The 24176-nt window shown below is 42.6% G+C and carries 27 protein-coding genes; 22 read left to right on the top strand and 5 right to left on the bottom strand.

Annotated elements, in window-relative coordinates; genetic code table 11:
• Nucleotides 1-9 precede the first annotated feature (9 nt).
• Nucleotides 10-240 (bottom strand): hypothetical protein, encoded by a 231-nt coding sequence (locus tag MHH61_RS06010; RefSeq protein WP_024427654.1) that lies wholly within the window; start codon nt 238-240, stop codon nt 10-12.
• Nucleotides 241-437: 197 nt separating this feature from the next.
• Here MHH61_RS06010 and MHH61_RS06005 point away from each other — a divergent pair, with 197 nt between their 5' ends.
• From MHH61_RS06005 to MHH61_RS05985, 5 genes are all read left to right on the top strand, one after another.
• Complete coding sequence (locus MHH61_RS06005; RefSeq protein ID WP_024427655.1) at nt 438-773, top strand: hypothetical protein; 336 nt, start codon at nt 438-440, stop codon at nt 771-773.
• An 11-nt stretch (nt 774-784) separates the two neighbouring features.
• Complete coding sequence (locus MHH61_RS06000) at nt 785-1876, top strand: DUF4097 domain-containing protein (RefSeq protein ID WP_024423579.1); 1092 nt, start codon at nt 785-787, stop codon at nt 1874-1876.
• Between the two features lie 6 nt (nt 1877-1882).
• Nucleotides 1883-2077 (top strand): PspC domain-containing protein, encoded by a 195-nt coding sequence (locus tag MHH61_RS05995; RefSeq protein WP_024423578.1) that lies wholly within the window; start codon nt 1883-1885, stop codon nt 2075-2077.
• On the top strand, nt 2078-2464 hold the full coding sequence (locus MHH61_RS05990) for a phage holin family protein (protein ID WP_024423577.1): 387 nt from the start codon (nt 2078-2080) through the stop codon (nt 2462-2464).
• Nucleotides 2465-2558: 94 nt separating this feature from the next.
• A complete protein-coding gene (locus tag MHH61_RS05985; protein WP_125585987.1) occupies nt 2559-6413 on the top strand; it encodes a metallophosphoesterase in 3855 nt (1284 codons plus the stop codon).
• A gap of 30 nt (nt 6414-6443) precedes the next feature.
• Here the strand turns inward: MHH61_RS05985 and MHH61_RS05980 are convergent, their stop codons facing one another.
• From MHH61_RS05980 to nagA, 3 genes are read right to left on the bottom strand one after another with little or no spacing between them, the layout of a single operon-like run.
• The gene (locus MHH61_RS05980) at nt 6444-7169 is read right to left on the bottom strand and encodes a GntR family transcriptional regulator (RefSeq protein ID WP_024427658.1); all 726 of its coding nucleotides are present in this window, start codon (nt 7167-7169) and stop codon (nt 6444-6446) included.
• 18 nt (nt 7170-7187) lie between these two features.
• On the bottom strand, nt 7188-7913 hold the full coding sequence (gene nagB / locus MHH61_RS05975; RefSeq protein ID WP_024427659.1) for a glucosamine-6-phosphate deaminase: 726 nt from the start codon (nt 7911-7913) through the stop codon (nt 7188-7190).
• A complete protein-coding gene (gene nagA, locus MHH61_RS05970) occupies nt 7913-9103 on the bottom strand; it encodes an N-acetylglucosamine-6-phosphate deacetylase (protein ID WP_125585989.1) in 1191 nt (396 codons plus the stop codon). The genes nagB and nagA overlap by 1 nt, the downstream gene beginning before the upstream one ends.
• A gap of 177 nt (nt 9104-9280) precedes the next feature.
• Here nagA and hprK point away from each other — a divergent pair, with 177 nt between their 5' ends.
• The 8 genes from hprK to MHH61_RS05930 all read left to right on the top strand — a co-directional run bounded on the left by hprK (nt 9281) and on the right by MHH61_RS05930 (nt 15086).
• The gene (gene hprK, locus MHH61_RS05965; protein ID WP_125585991.1) at nt 9281-10213 is read left to right on the top strand and encodes an HPr(Ser) kinase/phosphatase; all 933 of its coding nucleotides are present in this window, start codon (nt 9281-9283) and stop codon (nt 10211-10213) included.
• Between the two features lie 11 nt (nt 10214-10224).
• Nucleotides 10225-11049 (top strand): prolipoprotein diacylglyceryl transferase, encoded by an 825-nt coding sequence (lgt, locus tag MHH61_RS05960; protein WP_024427661.1) that lies wholly within the window; start codon nt 10225-10227, stop codon nt 11047-11049.
• Between the two features lie 20 nt (nt 11050-11069).
• Nucleotides 11070-12014 (top strand): nucleoside recognition domain-containing protein, encoded by a 945-nt coding sequence (locus tag MHH61_RS05955; RefSeq protein ID WP_056765706.1) that lies wholly within the window; start codon nt 11070-11072, stop codon nt 12012-12014.
• A complete protein-coding gene (gene ppaX, locus MHH61_RS05950) occupies nt 12011-12661 on the top strand; it encodes a pyrophosphatase PpaX (RefSeq protein WP_024423569.1) in 651 nt (216 codons plus the stop codon). The genes MHH61_RS05955 and ppaX overlap by 4 nt, the downstream gene beginning before the upstream one ends.
• A gap of 1 nt (nt 12662) precedes the next feature.
• Entirely contained in the window at nt 12663-13181 is a 519-nt protein-coding gene (locus MHH61_RS05945) for a DapH/DapD/GlmU-related protein (RefSeq protein WP_034623792.1), read from the top strand.
• Between the two features lie 69 nt (nt 13182-13250).
• Entirely contained in the window at nt 13251-13679 is a 429-nt protein-coding gene (locus MHH61_RS05940; RefSeq protein ID WP_024423567.1) for an Rrf2 family transcriptional regulator, read from the top strand.
• 87 nt (nt 13680-13766) lie between these two features.
• Complete coding sequence (locus MHH61_RS05935) at nt 13767-14408, top strand: NAD(P)-dependent oxidoreductase (protein ID WP_125585993.1); 642 nt, start codon at nt 13767-13769, stop codon at nt 14406-14408.
• 45 nt (nt 14409-14453) lie between these two features.
• A complete protein-coding gene (locus MHH61_RS05930) occupies nt 14454-15086 on the top strand; it encodes a DsbA family protein (protein WP_125585995.1) in 633 nt (210 codons plus the stop codon).
• A 41-nt stretch (nt 15087-15127) separates the two neighbouring features.
• On the opposite strand, the gene MHH61_RS05925 is transcribed toward MHH61_RS05930, so the two are convergent.
• Nucleotides 15128-15916, bottom strand: coding sequence for a C39 family peptidase (locus MHH61_RS05925; protein WP_125585997.1), 789 nt, complete (start codon nt 15914-15916; stop codon nt 15128-15130).
• Nucleotides 15917-16150: 234 nt separating this feature from the next.
• Between MHH61_RS05925 and MHH61_RS05920 the strand changes: the two genes are divergently transcribed.
• From MHH61_RS05920 to MHH61_RS05880, 9 genes are all read left to right on the top strand, one after another.
• Nucleotides 16151-17326, top strand: coding sequence for an ATP phosphoribosyltransferase regulatory subunit (locus MHH61_RS05920; RefSeq protein WP_044334248.1), 1176 nt, complete (start codon nt 16151-16153; stop codon nt 17324-17326).
• Nucleotides 17319-17963 (top strand): ATP phosphoribosyltransferase, encoded by a 645-nt coding sequence (gene hisG / locus MHH61_RS05915; protein WP_024423562.1) that lies wholly within the window; start codon nt 17319-17321, stop codon nt 17961-17963. Before MHH61_RS05920 ends, hisG begins: the two co-directional genes overlap by 8 nt.
• Nucleotides 17960-19246, top strand: coding sequence for a histidinol dehydrogenase (hisD, locus tag MHH61_RS05910; RefSeq protein WP_125585999.1), 1287 nt, complete (start codon nt 17960-17962; stop codon nt 19244-19246). The genes hisG and hisD overlap by 4 nt, the downstream gene beginning before the upstream one ends.
• Nucleotides 19246-19830 (top strand): imidazoleglycerol-phosphate dehydratase HisB, encoded by a 585-nt coding sequence (gene hisB / locus MHH61_RS05905; RefSeq protein ID WP_024423560.1) that lies wholly within the window; start codon nt 19246-19248, stop codon nt 19828-19830. Before hisD ends, hisB begins: the two co-directional genes overlap by 1 nt.
• Nucleotides 19830-20468 carry an imidazole glycerol phosphate synthase subunit HisH gene (gene hisH / locus MHH61_RS05900; RefSeq protein WP_024427670.1) on the top strand — a complete coding sequence of 213 codons (639 nt, stop codon included), beginning with the start codon at nt 19830-19832 and terminating at the stop codon, nt 20466-20468. The genes hisB and hisH overlap by 1 nt, the downstream gene beginning before the upstream one ends.
• Complete coding sequence (hisA, locus tag MHH61_RS05895) at nt 20465-21202, top strand: 1-(5-phosphoribosyl)-5-[(5-phosphoribosylamino)methylideneamino]imidazole-4-carboxamide isomerase (protein ID WP_098677519.1); 738 nt, start codon at nt 20465-20467, stop codon at nt 21200-21202. Before hisH ends, hisA begins: the two co-directional genes overlap by 4 nt.
• Nucleotides 21199-21957 (top strand): imidazole glycerol phosphate synthase subunit HisF, encoded by a 759-nt coding sequence (hisF, locus tag MHH61_RS05890; RefSeq protein WP_034281034.1) that lies wholly within the window; start codon nt 21199-21201, stop codon nt 21955-21957. The genes hisA and hisF overlap by 4 nt, the downstream gene beginning before the upstream one ends.
• The gene (gene hisIE / locus MHH61_RS05885) at nt 21954-22583 is read left to right on the top strand and encodes a bifunctional phosphoribosyl-AMP cyclohydrolase/phosphoribosyl-ATP diphosphatase HisIE (protein WP_024423556.1); all 630 of its coding nucleotides are present in this window, start codon (nt 21954-21956) and stop codon (nt 22581-22583) included. The genes hisF and hisIE overlap by 4 nt, the downstream gene beginning before the upstream one ends.
• 131 nt (nt 22584-22714) lie before the next feature.
• The gene (locus MHH61_RS05880) at nt 22715-24172 is read left to right on the top strand and encodes a lipopolysaccharide assembly protein LapB (protein WP_024423555.1); all 1458 of its coding nucleotides are present in this window, start codon (nt 22715-22717) and stop codon (nt 24170-24172) included.
• Nucleotides 24173-24176 lie beyond the last annotated feature (4 nt).

The raw sequence follows: 24176 nt of genomic DNA, 5'->3' as shown, positions 1-24176 counted from the left end.
GTTTTTCTTTTACTGCACATCTTCCTTCGGCATTAAATTACTGAGGTGCGTTAAATCCTTTAAAATATGGGTGCTGCTGCTGTCGAGCAGTACCTTTAAATAACGGATATCACCATACTTTGGATGAGACGGATGAATGGTCTCAAGCTCCTTGATCATATCGCTGTTCATGCTTTTCTGTTTCTGTATAAGGTCTAAAAGCGTTTGAGCCGTATGTTTTGAATTATGATGATCTGTCAAAATAATTACCCCCTATAATGATAATCACCATCTTTTCAACATATTTTAAAGGGTAATCTGTGAAGAATCTACTCTTAGGTGCAAAAAGAAATAATTTGTGTCTAAGGTCATATGTAAATCGAATGATTTTGAAACTTTTTATACGCAATAAACGTATGAGTTAGAAAGGGATTTTCGTTATGAAGGAGCGAATATATATGAATAGAGATCAGTCGATTATTGCTTCTATTTGTTATTTTAGTGTATTATTTATGCCGTTTATCGTACCGATCGTGGCGTTTTTTGTAGTAGATCAAAAGGAAACGAAGCGGCACGCATTGCGGGCATTATGGTCACATCTTTTGCCGGTCGCAGCGTGCATTCTGTTGATTTTTGGGTCTATCCCATTTTTATTGACGACACAGGCAGGTGACTCGCTCATTCCAGTCATGACGGTGTTCATCTTGTCTTTTTTAGTAGTCATTGGCTTTTTGATCTCTGTCATTTGGAATATCATTCAAGGTATTAAAGTACTTCAATCCATCAAATCTTAGGAGGGCTTTGTATGAATGAAAAAGAACGAATTTTAAAATTAGTAGAAGACGGAGTATTATCAGCAAAAGAAGCAATTACGCTGCTGGAAAAACTAGAAGAAGGTCAGTCAGTCTCATTAGAAAAGTCTACGGCTGATCACACCTTTCATGAAGAAAAAGCTGGAGCAGAGAGCAAAGGAAACGGCACCGAAAATCTTGGGGCAAAGCTGTTTGGCTGGTTAGACTCTGCGGTGAAAAAGGTAAAAGACGTGGATCTTGATTTGAACTTTGGACAGTCCGTTGATGTTGAGCACATTTTTCAGTTCAAGGACGCATCGCTTTCTCATTTAGATATTCAATTGGCGAACGGCAGCCTCAACGTGATGCCTTGGGACGATCGAGATATTCGAGCAGAGTGTCATGCAAAAATTTACCGTGCAGAGGATGGAGAGCAGGCAAGACAGCAATTTCTCAATCAATTGGACTGCGGGCTTGAAGGAGATAAATTTTTTATTCGAACCGAAAAGAAGACGATGAAAGTCAATGTTACATTATACGTACCGCGTATCCAATACGATAAGATCAAGGTCAAGCTGTTTAATGGACCGATTCGCGGGGAAAAGCTAAAGACAAAAGAACTTGCCGCGAAAACGACAAATGGTGTTGTCTCTTTTGCTTCGTTACAAGCAGAAAAAGTCGGAATAGAAACAGCAAACGGACAAATCAAACTGGCAGATCACGAGTGTGGTATGATTGAAGTAGAAACCATCAATGGGCTCATAGACCTGCGCGGGAAAAGTGAATCAATTGATGCTCAAAGCTTTAATGGAAATATTGCTGTTCAGCTGTCAGATGAAAAGTGCCGTTCCATCTATGCGAAAACGACAACAGGCAGTGTGGACGTTCAGATTCCGCGTGCATGTGCAGTGACCGCTGAGCTGAAAAGCAATCTTGGGTCTATCTCTCACGATTTACTTGATGCAGAGATGATTAAAGAAAAAAATGAAACATTACAAAAAGAGAAAATGATCAAAGCCAATCAACAAGCGGTGCACAGTATATCCATTTTTGCAGAAACAAAAACAGGCTCAATACAAGTAAAGCACCAATCAGACAAGGAGTGATTCTACATGAAGAAGCTTTATCGTTCAGCAACAGATAAAAAAATAGCGGGTGTTGTTGGTGGACTTGCGGAATATTTAAGTGTTGATGCATCGCTGCTTCGCATTTTAACCGTCATCATCGGATTTTTGACAGCATTTATGCCGATCTTCCTGATCTACTTCATATGGTATTTTGTTGTTCCGGAAGAAGGCACTAAATAAATGCTTAGATGGATTGTCAGTATTTTAGTAAATGCATTACTTTTAATCGTCATTGCTGGATATTTTGATTCGGGCATTCTGCCTGGGCTCGGGAGCGTGTATATTGAAGGTTTTGGTGCAGCCATTGTGGCAAGTATCATTTTGTCCTTGCTCAATATTTTAGTGAAGCCGTTTTTGATCATTTTAACGCTTCCAGTGACCGTTCTTTCACTAGGATTGTTCTTATTTGTCATCAATGCGATTACACTCATGATGACATCGAGCTTTATGGGAGATAGCTTTAACATTGATGGATTCGGAACGGCCATTTGGATGGCTGTCATTTTATCCATTTTCCATCTGTTGATACAAAAAGGAATTGTAGAGCCGTTAGCGAAAAAAAGCTAACGGTTTTTTTGTGCAAATTTGCATCGTTTCTCCGTTCCATCTGACATAAAAACGACCTTCAGGAGACACAATATCCGAAGGGAGGCGGTGCAAGATGGTGAACGTGAGCAGACAAATCATGCTTTTGTGTTTTTTTATCATTCTTTTTTGTTTCAGTCAGCCTGCTTCAGCAGGACCTTTTCTTCAAACAGAAGTGAATGTACCGGACAAGCCTTTTTCGCCTTTTATCTTTGACCAATTTCATGTGGACGTCCGCCCGGTTCTAGGAAAAAGCCATGATCTACAGTTTCGTGCGTCCATTAGTGACCAAGAACAGATTTTGTCTGCGAACTTGTATTATAAACAAAGTGATGAACTGGGGTACCGCTTGATTCCAATGGAACGGCTGCCAGGGATGAAGCCAGAATTTACAGCGAAAATTCCGCCAGATCAATTATGGAATCCAACCGTTCGTTACTATACAGAGTTCCTTACGCAAAAATCAGTAATCAAAACGGCAGAGAAATCGGTTCATTTAAATGGATTTGAAGAAGATCTTTCACATATTCCGGATTTATTCATCACAGAAATTGTCGTCAATTCAAAAAACCGAAAAGGCAAAGATGCTTTTGAGTTTATCGAAGTGTATAACACGACACATGCGCCTATCTCTCTTAAACATTATCAGCTCCGCTACCGCAATCCTGCACAGGGCATTGAAATGGATGATGTATATTCCTTTCACACAAATCCAGTCACCATTTCACCTGGAAAACCTTATGTATTCTGGCTGAGAAAAAAAGGGCAGGAGCATTTAACGGCAGCGGATTTTAATGCCATGTATAAAAGCCAATTAAAAGAGGGCGAGCATTTGTCCATTATTGAGAGCAAAGGGCTGTCCAACTCTAAATCTCGTCTTGTTTCGATCACAACAAATATAGGTGAAGAAATTTCTTCTGCCGCTTTTCGTTTGAAGCCATCATGGTTTAGCGAGCATAAATCCTTGCTGTTTAAGTATCCAATGGATGGTACGACGCAGACGAAGCTGATTTCGAAAATTGAGGAAGAACCCACTCCAGGTAAAGTGCTAAAAGCACAAATTCCATCTGAAAAAAAGGAAATTTCTCAAGATATCCATAAACCTGTGATTGAAGATATGACGGTAAGGAAGCCGGTGAAACCAACTGAAAGTGTAGAGATTAAAGCAGATGTCCAAGATGATCAGGCTGTAAAAACCGTCAAGCTGCGCTATCGAACGAATCGAAAAGATCCGTTTAAGGAAATCCTGCTGCAAAAAGACCATAATGACCGGTTATTTCATCATATTATTTATTCACCTGAGTTGATTGGGAAAGAACAATTAGAATATCAGCTTGAAGCGTCAGACGGCGGAAATGAAGCCAAGACGTTGAAAAAAACGATTGATGTGGAGCAGGTCAGCAAAGCCCACGGTCTACGATTCAATGTAGAAGAGGGAGATACGGTATCAGGTTTATTTTCATTAAAGGCAACGTCTGATCAGAAAAAAAGTATCGAATTGCGAATAGATGGAAAACGGAAGCAGCAAGTATCCTCTGCCCTTGAAGCAGATCCATATATCGCATTTGATGTCAAAGGAACAAATTTATATTTTAAAAATGGTGTGTCTATAGGTAGGCGTTTACTTTCTATTTTTGATGATTCGACAAAAGTGTACCGTACCTATACAATGCCAATACCCGAAGAAGAGATAAAAAAGGCAGGTCTCCAAACGATCTCTTTTCACGCTGGCACAAAGTCTTCTCCGGTAGACCGGCTGCCTGGAGAGAATCATGATGATTTTGAATTGAAAAACGTCAGGATGATCTTGTCAAATGGAACACAAATTCCGCCAATCAATGCGAAGCCGCTAAAAGAATGGAGAATGGGAGACAGCGGGAACGCAAAAAAGGTGAGAACGTTTCAATTTGAGATTCCAAAAGAGGCGTATGTCTCAACCTATATAAAGTGGGACACAAAAAGGCTGAAAGAAGGGCCGCACCTAATTGAGGCCAAAACCTCAGAAGAGCACGCTTCAGTACGTGTGAAAGTTGATAACACTGGGCCGAGAATTAAGACCAACGTACAAACAAAGGATCAATATAAAGGCGCCTTTACATTAAAAGCAAAAGTAACGGATCGCTGGAGTGACATAGAGGAGTTGAAGGCATATGTAGATGGCAAACCAGTTTCTTTGCCATATCAGACATCCTCTAGTGAATTAAAGCCTGGGAAGCACACGTTTACGATCAAAGCAAAAGACGCAGCTGGTAACATGTCGACGTTAAAAAAAGAGTTCAAGACGGTACATGAGCATCCTGAAACACCAGAGCGGGTGGCAGATAAGACGAAAATGAAATCATCAAAACAAACTGTGCTAACCAAGGATCCAACGAATGATAAGTTAGATTACTCTTTTTATCGTGCCTATCAATATACATCGCTGCATCCTTCAATGAAAATTTTTAAGTATGCAGCAGAGACAGAACCGCCTAAGAGTTATCTCCAAAAAGGAGAAATGATTTTTTCTGATCAAGAAAGAAACCGCATTGCATTTGTTGATGGGAAGACAGTTGAAACGAAGGATTTACAGCGTTTTCCTTATCATCGTTTTCAAATTAAGGTTCATCATGATGTACGTGAAAAGGATGTCGTCGAAGCTGTATGGAAAGGGAGTTCATTGTCAGGGAGAAAGGTGACAATGTACGCATGGAATCACCAGCAGGAAAAGTGGGATAAAATCACTCATCACTTTGCCAAGGATCAAAAGGAATTTTACCTGAAAGGGCTGCTGTCAGTGAGACAGTACATGAAGAATCAAACGTTTGATTTGCTAGTACAGGATGAAATCAGCAAATCGCAAAAGCCATATAAGATGGTATGGATGTCTGACACTCAATATTATGCAAAGAGCTATCCTCATATCTTTAAACAAATGGTTGAATGGATCAGAGATCAAAGAGAAAAATTAAACATTCAATATGTGTTCCATACAGGCGATATTGTAGATGATTCAAAGGATAAGCAATGGCACCGTGCTGATACATTTATGCGTGTATTAGATGAGAATCACATTCCCTATGGGGTTTTAGCAGGAAATCATGATGTTAGACACAAGGACGGTTTATATGCGGAATACGGGAAATATTTCGGGGAAAAACGCTTTGCTGATAAGCCTTACTATGGTGAATCCTATCGAAACAATAAAGGTCATTATGATCTCATCTCTGCCGGCGGCAATGATTATATGATGGTGTACATGGGCTGGGGGATTAAGCAAGATGAAATTGATTGGTTAAACCGTGTAATTTCTGAGCATCCAGATCGTATCGTCATTTTAAATTTCCATGAGTATTTGTTAGTGAGCGGCAACCGAAGCCCGATTGGCGACCTCATCTTTCACCAAGTGGTGAAACGCCATCCTAATATTGTGGCCGTATTTAGCGGCCATTATCATGGAGCAAGCAGAAAAGTAGATGAGCTTGATGATGACCATGATGGAAAAGTCGACAGGAAAGTATATCAAATACTCGCCGATTATCAGTCAGGACCTGAAGGTGGTCAAGGGTTTATGAGGGTCATAACAGCCGATCAACAAAAAAATCAGCTTCATTTTACGACATATTCACCTTACTTGAATAAAGAGCATTTTTACGATCCTAAAACGTATGGAGATCAGGATGAATTTTCAATCGATGTAGATTTGACACCGAAAATGAAATCTGTCAAAACCAATTATTTTGAACTCAATGTGTATACGAATGTTCTTCTAGGAGAAGCGCGCGGTGTAAAAAGCGGCAAAAAAGCAAGCTTTGAGTGGAAGGGCTTAAAGCCAAATGAAGATTATTATTGGTACACTGTAGCAAAAGATCGTTTTCAAGGAAAAGCCATTTCACCAATATGGAAAATTCATACAAAAGATGATGACGAAACAAAATTTCTTAGGAAATAAAAAAACAGTGCTCCGTGTCAGGGGCACTGTTTATCTTTCCATTGTATGAATGAGCTTGTAACGATCCCCTCTATAAACAGAAACGACATACTCAAATGGAATGTCTTGTTGAAAAAAAGTCGTTCTTGTTATTGATAGCACAGGATCGCCTGCTGAAATAGACAGCAAGTTTGCTTCATCCTTTGAGGCAACATTGGCTTCAAGTTCCTGTTTGGCATGAGCAATGACATGGCCAGTGTGAGTTTCTATATATTCATATAAAGAGCCAGTTAAATGTTTCTTTGTTAAATCTCCGGCAAATCTTTCAGGTATATAGCTCGTTTCAATCGCCATCGGTTCATCATTTGCAAGGCGTATCCGTTTTAGTTCAAATACAGCATCACGATTTGACAGATGTAAGACTGGCAGCAAGTGCTCTGGACATGCAGTTTTTTTGAAGTCAATCAGCTGGCTTGATGCTTTGAGTCCACGCTGGCGCATATCCTCTGAAAAGCTTGTTAAGCCTTGAAGCGGCTGTTCAAATTTTTTTCGGCTTACAAAGGTGCCTTTTCCTTTTTGTCGATACAAATATCCTTCGTTCACAAGATTCGATAAGGCTTGTCTGACAGTCATTCGACTAATACCAAAGCGTTCGGCATATTCTCTTTCAGAAGGAATGAGTGTATCAGGTGCTAATGTTCCATCCTCAATCTGTTTTTTCAGGTTCTCCATAATCTGATGGTACATCGGAATAGGTGACTGCTTATCAATAAACATGTGAAAATCCTCTCGTTTTTAGCGTAGTGATCCAGCATCTCGATCAATCAAGACCGTTACATCTTCATGAAGTTTCAGTGCAGACGCTGGGAAGTCCGGATGAATCTCTGCCTGTTCTAAATATTGTATCACTTTCGCTTTTGATTTTCCCGAAGCAAGAAGGAGAATCTTTTTACTTGAAAGAATGCTCGCAATTCCCATTGTGATGGCATGTGTAGGTACCTCATCAATAGAAGAAAAGTATCTTGCGTTAGCCTGTCTCGTGTTTTCATCTAACTGCACGACATGAGTTTTTGAGTTGAAAGGGGTACCTGGTTCATTAAAACCGATATGCCCATTTTGACCGATTCCAAGGAGCTGAAGATCGATGCCGCCTACAGCCTCAATGAGCTGGTCATATCTTAAGCATTCCTTTTCTAAATGAGCTGCATTGCCATTTGGAAGAAAATACTGATCCTGAGGGAGATCAATATGGTCAAATAAATGACGTTTCATGTAGGTCATATAACTATTTTCATGTTCTGGATCAAGTCCTGCATATTCATCTAAATTGATTGTTTTTGTTTGCTTGAAAGACAATTGATGCGCTTGATGAAGTTGAATTAACTCTTTGTAAGTTTCAATAGGTGTACCGCCCGTTGCTAGGCCGAGTACGGCATCGGGTTTAGCAGCTATTGTCCTTGCAATAATGGCAGCTGCTTCTTTTCCTAATTGATCTTTGCTTTCAAATTCGATGATGTTCATTAGTGGTTGGCCTCCTTTTTTTCAAAGACGATTTGTCCACGGCAGATCGTCATCATCAGTTCACCAGATTCATCCCAAATCACCAGATCTGCTAGTTTTCCAACTTCGATGGAACCGAGCTGTTGATCAAGTCCCAGCTGAGCGGCCGCATTGGTTGAGGTCATCTTCGCAATCTCTGTCCAATCACAATCAGTGAGCTGTTTCATCCGTTTGACGCCATCTTTCATTCGCAAAATCGATCCTGCAAGTGTACCATCGTCCAGCAATGCTTTTTCGCCGCTGACTGTGACCGTCTGACCGCCAAATTCATACGTTCCATTCCCAAGCCCTTTTGCACGCATCGAGTCTGTGATCATGATTAAACGATCACTTCCTTTTGCCAAATACGCAAGCTTGATGGAAAGAGGATGGGAGTGAATCCCATCTGTGATCAGCTCAGTATGAAGATTCTCGTTCGTAAGAGCAGCACCTACAGCGTTCGGTTCACGATGCTGAAACGAACTCAGTGCATTATAAAGGTGCGTTACATGGCATGCACCATGCTTAGCTGCTAAATTGATCATGTCATGATGGGCATTCGTATGTCCAATAGAAGGGATAATGTTCTTTTCCTGTAATAGAGAAAGAAATGCAAAATCTGTGTCTTCCTCAGGTGCAAACGTGACAATTCGAATGAGCTGATCAGAAGCATCCAGCCATTTTTTAAAAAGCGGGATGTCCGGCTGTTTAATCCATTGAACAGGCTGTGCTCCTGCCTTATCTTTAGAAATAAATGGACCTTCGAGGTGGATTCCTATACATTGTGCCTGATTTCCTGCTTGTGCTTCATTACTTTGTTTCCACTGAGCGACATTTTTAAGTGCATGCTCAATCTCATGATGGTTTTGTGTGATGGTTGTCGCTAAAAAACTTGTCGTTCCTTCGGACGGAAGGTTGTCAGCGAGCGTATTCATTGCTTCTGCTGTCGCATCCATCATGTCTGCACCATATCCGCCATGGATGTGAATATCAATCATTCCGGGGAGTAAATAAAAGTTTTCCCGGGAAATATATACTTTTTCATAATTTCCTGTCGGTGGTGATGTTGAAATATAGTCGATCTTGCCATCGCGTAAACCGACAAAACCGTTTTCAATGACCTGTGACTTTGTCACAATATGAATGTTGGAGAGCAATAAAGAACCGCTCATGTTTGAGCCCCCTTATTCGTTATCTTTCATTTAAGTTTACTCTTTTTAAGTATAGTTGTCTATACCAGTTAGGGCGGTGAAACAGGAACAGGATAAAATACTGTTTTGGGTTCATCATTGAAAGTGATAAAATAGAGCTGTATTTCTGAATCGCCTGTGATAAAAGGAGGAAGAAACGTGCCGAAAGTTCGTACGAAGGACATAATGGAACAATTTCATCTTGAACTGGTAAGTGGGGAAGAAGGGATTAATCGTCCCATTACAATCAGTGATCTTTCCAGACCAGGTATTGAAATGGCTGGTTATTTTACATATTACCCAAAAGAAAGAGTTCAACTTTTAGGAAAAACAGAGCTTTCTTTTTTTGAACAGCTCCCAGAACGCGAACGAAAGCAGAGAATGATGTCTCTTTGTACAGATATTACCCCTGCCATTATTTTGTCACGAGATCGTGATGTCCCGAAGGAATTAATCGAAGCATCAAATGAAAATGGCGTGCCTGTTTTACGATCTAGTCTAAAAACGACAAGACTTTCGAGTCGATTGACCAACTTTTTAGAAAGTAAGCTTGCACCAACGACTGCCATTCATGGTGTGCTCGTAGATGTATATGGTGTGGGTGTGTTGTTAATTGGGAAAAGCGGAGTAGGAAAAAGTGAAACAGCCTTAGAATTAGTGAAGAGAGGACATCGGCTGGTCGCAGACGATTGCGTGGAAATCCGTCAAGAGGATCAGGATACGTTAGTTGGGAGCGCACCTGAGCTGATTGAACATCTTTTAGAAATTCGCGGGTTAGGCATTATTAATGTGATGACCTTATTTGGAGCAGGCGCTGTCAGAAGCTATAAGAGAATTACGATTGTAATGAACCTTGAGCTTTGGGAACAAGGCAAACAGTATGATCGTTTAGGACTTGAAGAAGAGAAAATGCGCATCATCGATACAGATGTGCCGAAGCTGACGATCCCTGTGCGGCCAGGTCGAAACTTAGCGGTCATCATTGAGGTGGCTGCGATGAACTTCAGGCTGAAACGTATGGGACATAATGCAGCGGAACAATTTACAAGTAAACTTGCCGATGTCATTGAAGACAATGGCAAGGATGAATAGGAGTTGACTATATGAACGAAGCAATTCAGCCAATTGATCCGATTGCTTTTCACCTCGGACCTATTTCGGTTCATTGGTATGGTGTGATTATTGGGGTCGGGGCCTTGCTTGGACTTTGGCTCGCCTTGAGAGAATGTGAAAAAAGAGGAATCAATAAAGATACGTTCATTGACTTAATCTTATTTGCCATTCCAATAGCGATTATTTGTGCTCGAATTTATTATGTATCCTTCGAATGGGATTACTATCAGCAGCACCCAAACGAAATCATTAAGATTTGGAATGGTGGAATTGCGATTCACGGGGGGCTGATCGGTGCCGTGCTGACAGCCATCATTTTTACAAAAGTGAGAAAGGTATCCTTTTGGAAAATAGCCGACGTCGCAGCACCTAGTATTTTACTAGGGCAGGCAATTGGACGCTGGGGGAACTTTATTAATCAAGAAGCACACGGTGAGGCGGTTTCAAGAACCTTTTTAGAAAATTTGCATCTGCCTGAGTTTATCATTAATCAAATGTATATTGATGGTACCTATTATCACCCGACGTTCTTATACGAATCATTATGGAATCTTGTTGGTGTTGTCATCTTGATTTTATTACGCAGAACTTCGCTGCGCAGAGGCGAAATCTTCTTGTCTTATTTAATTTGGTATTCAATCGGCCGTTTCTTCATTGAAGGGATGAGAACAGACAGCTTAATGCTGACAGAGCATCTTCGAATCGCACAGATGATTTCGATTGCGATATTCGCAGTGGCTGTTCTACTGATTTTCTTTAGAAGAATGAAAGGATACGCATCGATTCCGTATAAAGAGAACAACTCATCGAATTAAGCAGGGGGGATCAGAAGAAGATGGGAGAGACATGGAAAAACGGCTTGAAAGCAGGGCTGTCGACAACTTGGACACTTGGTAAAGTCATCTTTCCAGTGACCATTCTCGTCAGTATCTTGCAGCATACGCCTGTCATGGATTGGATCATCCGATTCATTCAGCCATTTATGGGGCTGTTTGGTCTTTCGGGGGAAGCGGCTATTCCGCTTGTATTAGGAAATATGCTGAATTTGTATGCGGGGATTGCTGCCATTTTGACATTAGAGCTTCCTGTGAAGGAAGTGTTTATTTTGGCAGTGATGCTGTCCTTTTGCCATAACTTGATCATCGAATCAACAGTGGCAGCAAAGGTTGGACTGAGAGTATCTGTGATTTTGCTGGTCAGAATCAGTCTTGCTGTTATTTCTGCTATTGTCATTCATCTCGTTTGGCAGGGAGGCGAGGAGCCGGCGCAATATGGACTTTTGAGTGCAGCTCAGGCGGCTGATGTGCCTTCCAGCTGGTACATGATCGTCCTTCTTGCTTTACAAAAAGCAGTACTCGGTGTGCTGCAGCTTGCCTGTATCGTTATCCCGCTCATGATCATCATTCAATTCATGAGAGATTTAGGGTGGCTCCATACACTGTCTAAGTGGCTGTCACCTTTTACTAGAATGCTTGGAATGAAAGAAAATACGTCTATGACGATGGTGGCTGGATTAACGATTGGTCTCGCTTATGGAGCCGGTGTGATGATGAAGGCAGTGGAAGAGGACGGTGTGAGTAAAAAGGACTTAACCCTTGCTTTTATTTTCCTTGTTGCCTGCCATGCGGTGGTCGAAGATACGCTGGTTTTTATTCCACTTGGTATTCCAGTATGGCCGCTTCTTGTGATCCGCCTGATTTCTGCAATTTTATTGACAGCTGCCATTAGCTATATTTGGCGGAAGCGGGAGCTTGCAGCTGTTAGAAAGGAAGCCATATGAACGAATCAACGATCAACACAGTGCTATTTGATTTAGATGGCACATTAATCAATACAAATGAATTAATTATTGCTTCATTTCAGCATACGCTGGATCATTATTATCCTGGTCAGTACAGCCGTGAGGATATTCTTCATTTCATTGGTCCGTCCTTGTTTGATACATTTTCTGCGATGGACCCTGATTTGACAGATGACATGATTCAGATGTACCGCACGTTTAATCATAAGCAGCATGATCTGCTTGTGACTGAATATGAGACCGTTATCGACACATTGAAAGTCCTGCAGGATCGAGGATTTAAGCTCGGTATTGTCACAACGAAGATACGGGATACGGTTTTAATGGGATTGAAGCTGACCGGTTTAGAGCCGTTCTTTGAGGTCATTGTGACGCTCGATGATGTCCAAAATGAGAAGCCGCATCCGGAGCCTGTTCAGCTGGCATTATCAAAGCTTGGCAGTGATCCGCATGAAGCGGTGATGGTCGGTGATAATTATCACGACATTTTGTCTGGTCAAGCGGCAGGGACAAAAACGGCAGGTGTTGCTTGGTCGATTAAGGGAGAAGAGGCCCTTTTAAAGCATCGCCCTGATTTCATGCTGAAGAAAATGAGTGATCTCCTGGCGATTGTTGGAGCTGATTAAGTTGAGAAAAACAGATCGTTATCCTGTAAAAGGGGTTAATTCGCTGCGGCAAGTCTATCGGACAGTTCCCTTTTTCAAAGTGGTGAAAAACTTCATTTTTATTCAAATGGCAAGGTACACGCCTTTTATGGGAATGAAAAATTGGATTTACCGAACCTTTCTTCGTATGAAGGTCGGCGAGGATACGGCGTTCGCCTTAATGGTGATGGTTGATCTGATGTTTCCTGAGAAAATCACTGTCGGTCGAAATAGTGTGATCGGCTATAACACAACCATCTTGTCCCATGAGTATTTGATTAAAGAGTACCGACTTGGGGAAGTCTATATTGGTGATGAAGTCTTAATTGGAGCTAATTCAACTATTTTACCTGGTGTGACCATTGGGGATGGAGCGATCGTATCGGCTGGTACACTTGTTCATAAGGATGTCCCAGCAGGCTCATTTGTTGGAGGAAATCCAATGCGCTTGATTTATACGAAAGAAGAAATGGAAGCACGTCAATCTACGTCTGCTGAGTAGCTCGGCAGACTTTTTTGTTGACAATGTGACATGGTGTAACTATAATGATTACAACAGAGGTGAGAAAACATGAAAATCAGCAGCAGATTTACTGTCGCTGTCCATATTCTGGCCTTGCTATCACTTGAAAAAGGATCATTACAGACATCGGAGGATATCGCGGGAAGTGTGAATACAAACCCAGTGGTCATCCGCCGCATTATGAGTAAATTAAAAAAAGCAGGTCTAATCTCAACGAGTCTTGGCAAAGGTGGTTCTCAGCTGAACCGCAGTGAAGACGACATCACACTGCTCGATGTGTATAAAGCGGTTGAAGTTGTGGATGAGGGAGAATTGTTTCAAATTCATGAAAGCCCAAATCCTGACTGTCCGATCGGTGCAAATATTCAAGCGGTGCTTGAATTAATTTTATGCCGCGCTCAAAGTGCGATGGAGCAAGTGCTTGCTGAGATCAAATTAAGTGAACTAACGCATGTGCTAATCAAAAAAATTGGATGATCAATTCAATTTTTTTTACCTCTGTTGTAACCGTATTAGTTACACCTTTCTTTATCAACATAAAATCATATTGCAGGAGGAGTTAACATGAAAATTGGAATTATTGGCGCAACAGGTAAAGCAGGACAAGAAATTGTGAAAGAGGCTCGATCAAGAGGACATGAAGTAACGGCAATCGTCCGTGATGCACAAAAGGTGACAGATTCATCTCTATCTGTTCTTGAGAAGGATGTGTTTCACTTGCAAGCAGAAGACATCAAAGGCTTTGATGTGATTGTAAATGCATTTGGCGCACCTGCTGGAAAAGAGCATCTTCACGTAGAAGCTGGGAAAAAGCTGATCGATATTTTAAAAGAGGCACCTGAGACTCGTTTGATCGTTGTGGGCGGAGCAGGAAGTCTATTTGTAGATGAGGCGAAAACAACAAGACTAGTGGACACACCAGAGTTTCCTAAAGAATTTGTTGCTACGGCTTCACAGCAAGGAGAAAACCTAAAAGATCTTCAACAGACAGAGGGATTAAAATGGACCTTCCTCAGCCCAGCTGCATTCTTTAATCCAGCTGGCAAACGTACAGGTTCTTACGTGAAAGGGAAAGACCATCTGATTGTCAATTCTAAAGGTGACAGCTATGTGAGCTATGCTGACTACGCCATTGCGCTTGTTGATGAGGTGGAGCAGGCAGCCCATGTTGGAGAACGTTTTACCGTTGTATCTGAAGCAGAATAAGCAGTTTCATGGCCGCCTAAAAATGATAAATAGGGAGTCTAACGTATGAATGAACAAGAATTGTCTTTCATCTATGTATGGGATGCGTATTGTGGCTGGTGTTATGGATTTTCAAACAGTATCCGCATTTTGCATGAAAATCATCCGGAGATATCATTAACACTTGTGTCGGGTGGTTTATTTGTAGGAGAAAGAAGTCTTCCAATAAAGGATTATCCACACATTCCAGAAGCAAATCAGCGTATTAGTCAGCTGACTGGTGCCGAGTTTGGTGAACGTTATCAGAAGCTGTTAGCAAACGGAATGTTTCTTTTAGACTCTGAGGCTGCGGCCATTGGTTTTTCTGCATTAAGATCCATCGCGCCTGAGCACGCATTGTACTTGGCTTCATCGATGCAAAAGGCTTTTTATCAAGACGGAAAAAGCCTGAGTGATGAAGAAACGTATCGGGAGATCGCTTTGGCGCATCATCTTGATCCTGACGCAGTCATAGAACGCATGAAAACAAAAGAAGCGATGAATGATGCGTATGCCGACTTTGCGAAGGTTCATCAACTTCATGTGAACGGCTATCCTACACTTTTATTAAAAAGAGGGGATGAATACTTCAGCCTGGGCGGAGGTGTGATGACAGCTGAAAAGCTTGAAGACCGCCTGAAGGAATTACTAGGAAAATGAAGCGTAAAAAAACAACCTCTACGTGAATAGAGGTTGTTTTTTTACGCTTTAATGATAATCGCCTGACTGCCCATCTGTTCCCAAGAATCTTCAAATTGATCACGGTCGACTTTTTGATTCTTTTCTCCATAGGGGTTATTCAAGTAGACATGCTCCTTGTCATAGCCTGTGATGACCACGCTATGCATATTAAAGCTTACATCTATTTTGCCATTTGGTGTATTCCATGTTTCGATGTTATCTGTTTTGTCAAAGGTGGATGTCGTAATCACCCAGACAGGATAGCCTTTTTCAAGGGATTGATAGATGGCCTTTTTAACAGGCTTTCCGGTTAAGTCGACTACTTGATCGCCCGCGTATTTTTTCGCAAGCTGATAAATCGGTTCGTGGTAAACCCCAAGACCCGGTCCATTCTCCATATCGCCTACAAACCCGTCATGAGGGTCTCCTTTTAAGCCATTTTCATAATTGAGCGGAACGCGTTTGATTTCATTTGCCAATGTGTTTTTCGTTACTTGCTCATAGCCGCTGTAATGAAGCAGCATCGCTAAGCTCGTGACTTCGCATCCGTTATAAAGCCTTGGCGCATCCATTTGATTGTAGAGAATGATGTCCATGGCTTTTTTGCTTCCTTTTAATGAATGATGTGTGGTTTCTGCTTTTTTCGTTGAACGAGTTTCTTCAGCCGCAAGTGCTGTATCGTTTTCTTTTGCTGCTTTTTGCGGCGAAGCTGTTTTCTTGACTTGATCGATTTGTGAAACGTATATAAAGCCGAAATAAACAAGACATGCGCACAACAAAGTTAAGATGAATGTCTGGATGAACTTCACTGTTAATCTCCTGTGTTATTCAATATTTTTAAGTATTATAGCACGTTCCTTCATCGAACATACAGAAAAGGCACAGGTGTCACTTGAATGTAATAATTCCAGAATATGTTGATGAAAATAGAGAGAAATAAAAATGATTGATTTAATCACTTTATTTTGTTAGCATATTATCATATTAGCGAACTAAAGGATTCGGAATTTTTTGTTTTAATGTGTTGGAGGTGCGGAAGAAACATGTTTATGTTTGAGAAACCATATGGTATGCGGGATTCATTACCTGGATTGTATGAGACGAAGAAAAAAGTGAGGCATTCCTTAACAGAGGTCATGACTGGTTGGGGTTTCCGTTTGATGGAGACACCAACGCTTGAATTTTACGATACAGTCGGTGTTCAATCGGCGATTACTGATACACAGCTTTTTAAGCTTCTTGATCAAAACGGGCAAACCCTTGTACTGAGACCTGATATGACAGGTCCGATTGCAAGGGTGGCGGCTTCTAAGCTTCATGAACAGGCGTATCCGCTTCGTGTTGGGTATGCAGCCAATGTGTTCCGCGCCCAGGAAAGAGAAGGCGGAAGGCCGTCAGAATTTGAGCAGGTCGGAATTGAATTGATTGGTGATGGTTCGATTAGTGCAGATGCTGAAGTCATCGCGCTTGCCGTATTTGCCTTAAAAAATGCCGGGCTAAGGTCCTTCAAAATCGCGATCGGGCATGTCGCTTTAGCAGAAACGTTATTTGTTGATGTACTCGGAAATACAGAGCGTGCAAACGTCCTTCGCCGCTTCTTATATGAAAAGAATTATGTGGGATACCGTCAGCATGTGAAACAATTACCGCTTTCCTCCATCGATAAAACGAGGCTGTTACAGCTTTTAGAGTTAAGAGGCGGCCAAGAGGTTATAGAGCGGGCAGAGGAAATCGTCGTTTCACAAGAAGGAAAAGAGGTGCTCGCACAGTTAAAGTCGCTTTGGGAGACACTTGAAGATTACGGCTGTACAGAATATATCCGTTTAGATTTAAGCATGGTGAGTCATATGAGCTATTATACGGGTATTTTGTTTGAAGTATTTGCAGATCATGTTGGGTCGGTCATTGGAAGCGGCGGGAGATATGATCAATTGCTTGCTCACTTTGATGCACCTGCACCAGCTACAGGGTTCGGACTTCGACTAGACCGTCTTCTTGAAGCGCTCGATGCAAAAGAAATCATTGAGCCGCAGGAGGCTGTGATTTTTAGTAAAGAACAAAGACTGGAAGCCTTTGCTTTTGCAGAAAAGGAGCGGTCAAAAGGGAAAAAGATCGTTCTGCAAGACTTAGCGGGGATTGAAAATATTGACGCGATGACCAAGGCATTTGAACAGGTGACTTATTTTATCGGCGCTAGAAAGGAAGAGCGGAATGGGTAAAGTGTTGACGATGGCGATGCCAAAGGGCCGGATATTTGAAGAAGCAGCAGGGCTGTTAAGACAGGCGGGGTACCAGCTGCCAGAGGAATTCGAGGATTCAAGAAAATTAATCATTGATGTACCAGAAGAAAACCTCCGCTTTATTTTAGCCAAGCCAATGGATGTGACCACCTACGTAGAGCACGGCGTGGCGGATGTTGGCATTGCAGGGAAGGATGTCATGCTCGAAGAAGCTCGTGATGTGTACGAAGTGCTCGATTTAAACATCAGTAAATGTCATTTAGCTGTTGCTGGCTTGCCAGGAGCGAGCTGGGGTGGTGTCGCACCGCGTGTGGCGACAAAGTACCCAAATGTCGCATCGTCCTATTTTAGAGAGCAAGGAGAGCAGGTGGAGATCATTAAGCTGAATGGTTCCATAGAATTAGCACCGCTCATTGGGCTTGCCGATCGCATTGTAGACATTGTCTCCACAGGTCAAACACTAAAAGAAAATGGACTTGTGGAAACGGAACATATTTGTGATATCACGTCACGTTTTATTGTCAATCCTGTGAGCTACAGGATGAAGGATACGGTGATTGATGAAATGGCGCAGCGTCTTGCAAGAATCATTGGAGAAGGGGAGGAAACATCATGAACATCACCTGCATACAAGAAGGTGAGACAGATATTCTCTCACTCAAACGGTCCTTAGATACAGGAACAGAAGAGCAGCGTCAGGCTGTTCAGCGCATTATACAAGAAGTGAGAACAAATGGTGATGAAGCTGTACGGTCTTTTACAAAGCAATTTGACGGTGTGTTGATTGAGGATCCGCTTGTCACAGAGGATGAAATGGCAAAAGCCTGTGACCGCTTGGACAAAGAGATGGTTCAGATTATCCAAACGGCTATCAAGCATATTCGCACATACCACGAGCGGCAGCTCACGTCCTCTTGGTTTTATCACCAAAAGGACGGTTCAATGCTTGGTCAAAAGGTGACACCGCTTGATGCGGTAGGTGTGTATGTCCCCGGTGGAACAGCTGCCTATCCATCATCTGTATTAATGAATGTGATTCCTGCGCTAGTCGCTGGCGTTGAACGAATCGTTCTTGTGACACCCCCTGGGAAAGATGGCCGTCTCTCAGACGCTGTACTGGCTGCGGCGAAGGAGCTTGGTATTTCAGAAATGTATAAAATGGGCGGAGCACAGGCGGTTGCTGCACTTGCCTATGGAACGGAAAGCATCAAGCCTGTTGATAAAATCACAGGTCCAGGCAACATTTATGTCGCGCTGGCAAAGCGGGAGGTATTTGGTCAGGTAGACATTGATATGATCGCAGGTCCAAGTGAAATTGCAGTTCTAGCAGACGAAACAGCAGTCGCGCATGAGGTAGCGGCGGATTTACTTTCACAGGCAGAGCATGATGCGCTGGCATCTAGTATTTTGGTAACACCGTCTAAGACACTTGCTGAAAGTGTGCAGGCTGAAGTTCGAAAGCAGCTGGATACTTTGCCGAGAAAATCAATCGCAGCAAAATCTATACAAGATCATGGCCGTATTTACGTGACAGAATCAATCGATCGTGCAGTAGACGTCATCAATCAATTAGCACCAGAGCACTTAGAGGTGCTGACAGCATACCCAGAATCACTTCTTGGTCAAATCAAGCATGCTGGCGCAATTTTCTTGGGACGCTATAGTCCAGAGCCGGTGGGCGATTATTTTGCAGGGCCGAATCATGTGCTGCCAACAAACGGAACAGCTCGATTCTCCAGCCCGCTTGGTGTGACTGATTTTCAAAAGAAAACGAGCATTATTTCATATAGTCAAGAAGCCTTTGAAACACACCGGGAAAGCATTGCAGCTTTTGCCAGATTAGAAGGGCTTGAAGCACATGCAAGGTCGATTGAAGCGAGAAAGCGGGAGGAATCGTAATGAGACAGGCGAAAACAGCGAGAAAAACAAATGAAACGAACATTTCATTAGCGCTAGAAATTGATGGAGAAGGAAAAGCGGATATTCAAACAGATGTCCCTTTCATGACGCACATGCTTGATTTATTTACGAAGCATGGACACTTTAATTTGACCGTCGATGCGAAAGGAGATACGGATGTTGATGATCACCACACAACAGAAGATATCGGCATTGTACTTGGGCAAATGTTTAAGGAAGCGTTAGGCGATAAAAAAGGGATTAAGCGGTATGGCTCCAGCTTTGTTCCGATGGATGAAACACTTGCCCAGGTCGTGGTCGACTTAAGCAACCGTCCTCATTTGGAAATGAGAGCGGCCTTTCCGAGTCAAAAGGTTGGTACCTTTGATACAGAGCTAGTACATGAGTTTCTGTGGAAATTTGCACTTGAAGCCCGGATCAACCTTCATGTCATTGTTCACTACGGAACCAATACACACCATATGATTGAAGCCATTTTTAAAGCGATGGCACGTGCCTTAGATGAAGCAACAACCATTGATCCACGTGTGAAAGGAATTCCTTCAACAAAGGGGATGCTCTAATGATCGGAGTTATTGATTACGGAATGGGAAATTTGTTCAGCGTATCAAAAGCACTGGAACGAGCAGGTGCCCGCTATATCGTCTCCTCTGATGTGGAGGAGCTGAAAAAAGCAGATGCTTATATATTGCCCGGAGTAGGTTCGTTTCGTGATGCAATGCAGCTGTTAAAAGAGACTGGACTTGAGGCGTTTATTCACCAAGTCGTGCAGGAAGGAAAGCTGTTATTCGGCATTTGCCTTGGCATGCAGCTGTTATTTGAAGAAAGTGAAGAGGCAGGCCTCACAAAAGGATTGGGGCTGTTAAAAGGGCGTGTCGTTCTTTTAAAGGATCATGATCAGGACGGGCAAAGATTGAAGGTACCTCATATGGGGTGGAATGAGCTCACATTTCATCAGCCCTCCCCATTGTTTGACGGTGTACCAGAAGGATTTGCGTACTTTGTTCACTCGTATTATGTGAGCGATATGAATCCAGATGAGCAATTAGCAAGCGCGGACTATGGTGTTCAAGTACCAGCTGTTGTTGGCAAGGGAAATGTGCTTGGTGCACAGTTTCACCCTGAAAAAAGCAGTACAACGGGAATGGCGCTGCTCAAACAATTTATTCAATTAGCAAACGAACAGAGGGTGAGCAAATGAGCGAGTTTATATTATATCCAGCGATTGATATGAGAAATGGCAAATGTGTACGTCTTGTGCAAGGAGATTATGATCAAGAAACCATTTATGGAGATTCACCGCTCGACATGGCCGCGCAATTTGCGAAGGATGGAGCAGCATGGATTCATCTTGTGGATCTAGATGGTGCAAAAGCAGGGAAACGTGTCAATCATGAGCATGTGCTGGCGATTGCTTCTTCTTTAGATGTGAAGGTACAAATCGGCGGCGGAATTCGGACAGAAGAAGACGTTGCCTTTTATTTAAAGAGCGGCGTAGATAGAGTGATTCTCGGCAGCTCAGCTGTATCTAACCCAGCCTTTGTGAAAAAAATGCTGGCGCAATATGGAGAGAAAATCGCAATTGGGATTGATGCGCGAAACGGCTTTGTATCGACTGAAGGATGGCTTGAAACGTCTAAAGTGAAGGCAGAGGAACTCGGCAGGGAATTGGCAAAGGAAGGCGCAGAGGTCTTTATTTTCACCGATATTCAAATGGATGGCATGCTGTCTGGTCCCAATGTAGAAAGCACGGTTCGCTTAGCAGAAGCAACCGGCAAACAAGTGATTGCTTCAGGTGGTGTCAGCGCAGTAGCTGATCTTCAAAAGCTGTCAGCGCAAAAACAGTCTGGTGTGTCTGGTGCGATCGTTGGAAAGGCACTTTACACAAACCAGTTTACTTTAGCAGAAGCATTTGAAGGGCTTGACCGTATATGATGACAAAACGAATCATCCCATGTCTTGATGTGAAGGAAGGTCGTGTTGTCAAAGGGGTGCAATTCCTTGGCTTAAAAGATGCTGGTGATCCGGTTGAATTGGCGCAGATCTATGATGAAGAAGGGGCGGATGAACTCGTCTTTCTTGATATTTCTGCTTCTCATGAAGGCCGGAAAACGATGGTGGATGTGGTCAAACAAGTCGCGTCTACGCTTGCGATACCATTTACGGTGGGTGGAGGGATTAACCACCTTGATGACATGAAGCGTATATTAAGAGCGGGTGCAGACAAAGTATCTGTCAACACAGCAGCTGTGTTAAGACCAGAACTGATTTCAGAAGGTGCTGACTTTTTTGGCTCCCAGTGTATCGTTGTTGCAATTGATGCAAAATACGATGAAGAGAAAAAAGCATACATGGTCTATACACACGGAGGACGCCGTCAAACAGATTTAGAGGTCAGCGACTGGGCGAAGGAAGCTGTGCAGAGAGGGGCAGGAGAGATTTTACTGACAAGTATGGATGCTGATGGTGAAAAGACAGGCTTTGACCATCGATTGACAAAGCTTGTATCAGAGGCGGTCAATGTGCCAGTGATCGCTTCTGGCGGCGCTGGCAATGCTCAGCATATGCTGGAGGCCTTTACAAAAGGAGAAGCTGATGCAGCATTAGCAGCCTCCATTTTCCATTATAAAGAAACCTCCATTCATGAGGTGAAGACATATTTGAGAGAACACGGGGTGAAGGTCAGATGAAACAGGCAAATGAATTAACCTTTAATGAAGCAGGCCTGATTCCTGCGATTGTACAGGATGCTCAAAGTAAGGAAGTATTGACGCTTGCATATATGAATCAAGAATCCTATGAAAAAACGCTGGAGACAGGTGAAACATGGTTTTATAGCCGGTCGAGAAACGAGCTTTGGCACAAAGGCGCCACCTCTGGACATACCCAGCAAGTGATTTCTATTCGATATGACTGTGACAAGGACGCTCTGCTTGTCCTTGTGGCGCCAAGCGGCCCAGCCTGCCATACTGGCAGCTATAGCTGTTTTTCGGAAGAAGGGGTAAAACGCCTGAGCGAAGAGCAGGAACGTTTTGCGATATTAAATGAACTTGAACAGGTCATTGCAAAGCGTCAGGCGGAAATGCCAGAAGGGGCTTATACAACCTATCTATTTGAAAAAGGGGTCGATAAAATCCTGAAAAAGGTAGGGGAAGAGGCGTCTGAGGTGATCATTGCAGCGAAAAATCGGGATCAAGAGGAATTGAAATGGGAAACTGCTGACCTCCTCTATCATCTTCTTGTATTATTACGTGAACAGCAATTGCCGCTTGATGATGTATTAAAGGTATTAAAAAAACGTCATCAAGGTGAATGAAAAGCCGGGGGATATCCCAGGCTTTTTACTTTTAAATGAAAAACAAATCCTTCCTTTCCTTTTGTTCTATGTGACGACTGGTGAAGTATGTTATACTACACACGGTACACTGTTCGAAATGGAGGGTATCGGTGAGTAAATACACTTCTCAAAATAATCACACACAAGTCGTCCAGCTATTTCAAGATGGGCATTACTTTTTTCATAAAGGTCTTAAAGCATATAGAGAAAGAAATCTGTCTAGGGCAAGTAAGCTGATACAGCGGGCCATCGTACTTGAGCCTGAAAATGTAGAAATGCTGTCACAGCTTGCCATTATTTATACTGAAATGGGTCATTACCAGCAATCAAATGAACTGCTTGATTTTATCCTTGAACACATCGATGAAAACATGTCTGAGTGCCACTATTTTAAAGCCAATAATTATGCGAATCTCGGACTGTTTCAAGAGGCATATAAATCAGCTACTGCTTATGCCGCGCTGGAAGAGAACGGGGAATTTGCGGATGAAAATGACGACCTTCTTGACCTGCTCGATATGAGCGACGAAGAGGACGAAGATTTTCCTTATGATCAGGATGACCTGATTGTGAAGCAGGATCAAGCAAACCATTTGCTAGAAAGCGGCAGACTCGATGAAGCCATTGAGATGCTGGAACAGATGATTGTTGAGTATCCAGAATTTTGGTCGGCGTATAATAATCTCGCTTTGGCCTATTTTTATTCTGGCCGAATCCATCAGGCGAAAGAAATGTTGAACCGGGTCCTTCATGAAAATCCCGGTAATCTGCATGCCCTTTGCAATCAGCTAGTCTTCTACCATTATGAAAAAGAAGAAGAAAAGGTCAATGTGTTAGCAAAGCAATTAACGCACGTGTATCCAATACTAAGTGAACAGCGTTATAAGCTTGGTGCAACATTTGCCCTTGTGGGAGAATTTGAATGGGCCTTTAAATGGCTTTATTCTTTGTACAAAACAGGTTTTCAAGGAGATAGTACATTTTTATACTGGCTTGCAAGCGCAGCCTATCATACAGGCCACAAGACGCTCGCCCAAACGGTTTGGGATAAGATGGTCGAAGAAGATATCGATGCAGATGAAATCAAGCCGTGGCAGGATAAACCTGAGGTGACTGAGCCAATGGTCTCGATTGAGGAACGGCTGACTGCGTACTATGTCAGTAAACAAAAAGGGGAACGTGACGTTCTGCAGTCTGTCCTTGATGCACGCGCAGCGAAAACGGCCTTTGAACAGCAATTCATAGAACTGCTTTTATATGAAGATGAAATGAAAGAAAAGTCTTTTTCAGAAGATGCAGTTTTTGCAAAACAGGCGGCATCTAGTCTGGAGGAAGCGGTTCAGCCTGACAGCCATATGCCTTATTTTTGGTTATTCCATATTATTCAGCAGGCACGTGCTTCTGGTATTGATAAGAAAAATGCACCTGCCTGGGCAGCAGCATCTTATTATCTATGGATGAATGAACAAGAAGCAGCTGTCAGCAAAAAAGATGTTGCGTCCGCTTTTCAGATCAGTGTTCAAACACTGTCTAAATACGAACGAGAGATCTGTACGTTAATCGATTAAATAG

Origin of the sequence: Bacillus sp. FSL K6-3154 (genome assembly GCF_040869395.1) — a bacterium.
GTDB lineage: Bacteria > Bacillota > Bacilli > Bacillales > Bacillaceae > Bacillus > Bacillus safensis.
Note: the sequence above shows the minus strand (reverse complement) of the source record. Positions and strands in the feature narration are given on the sequence as shown.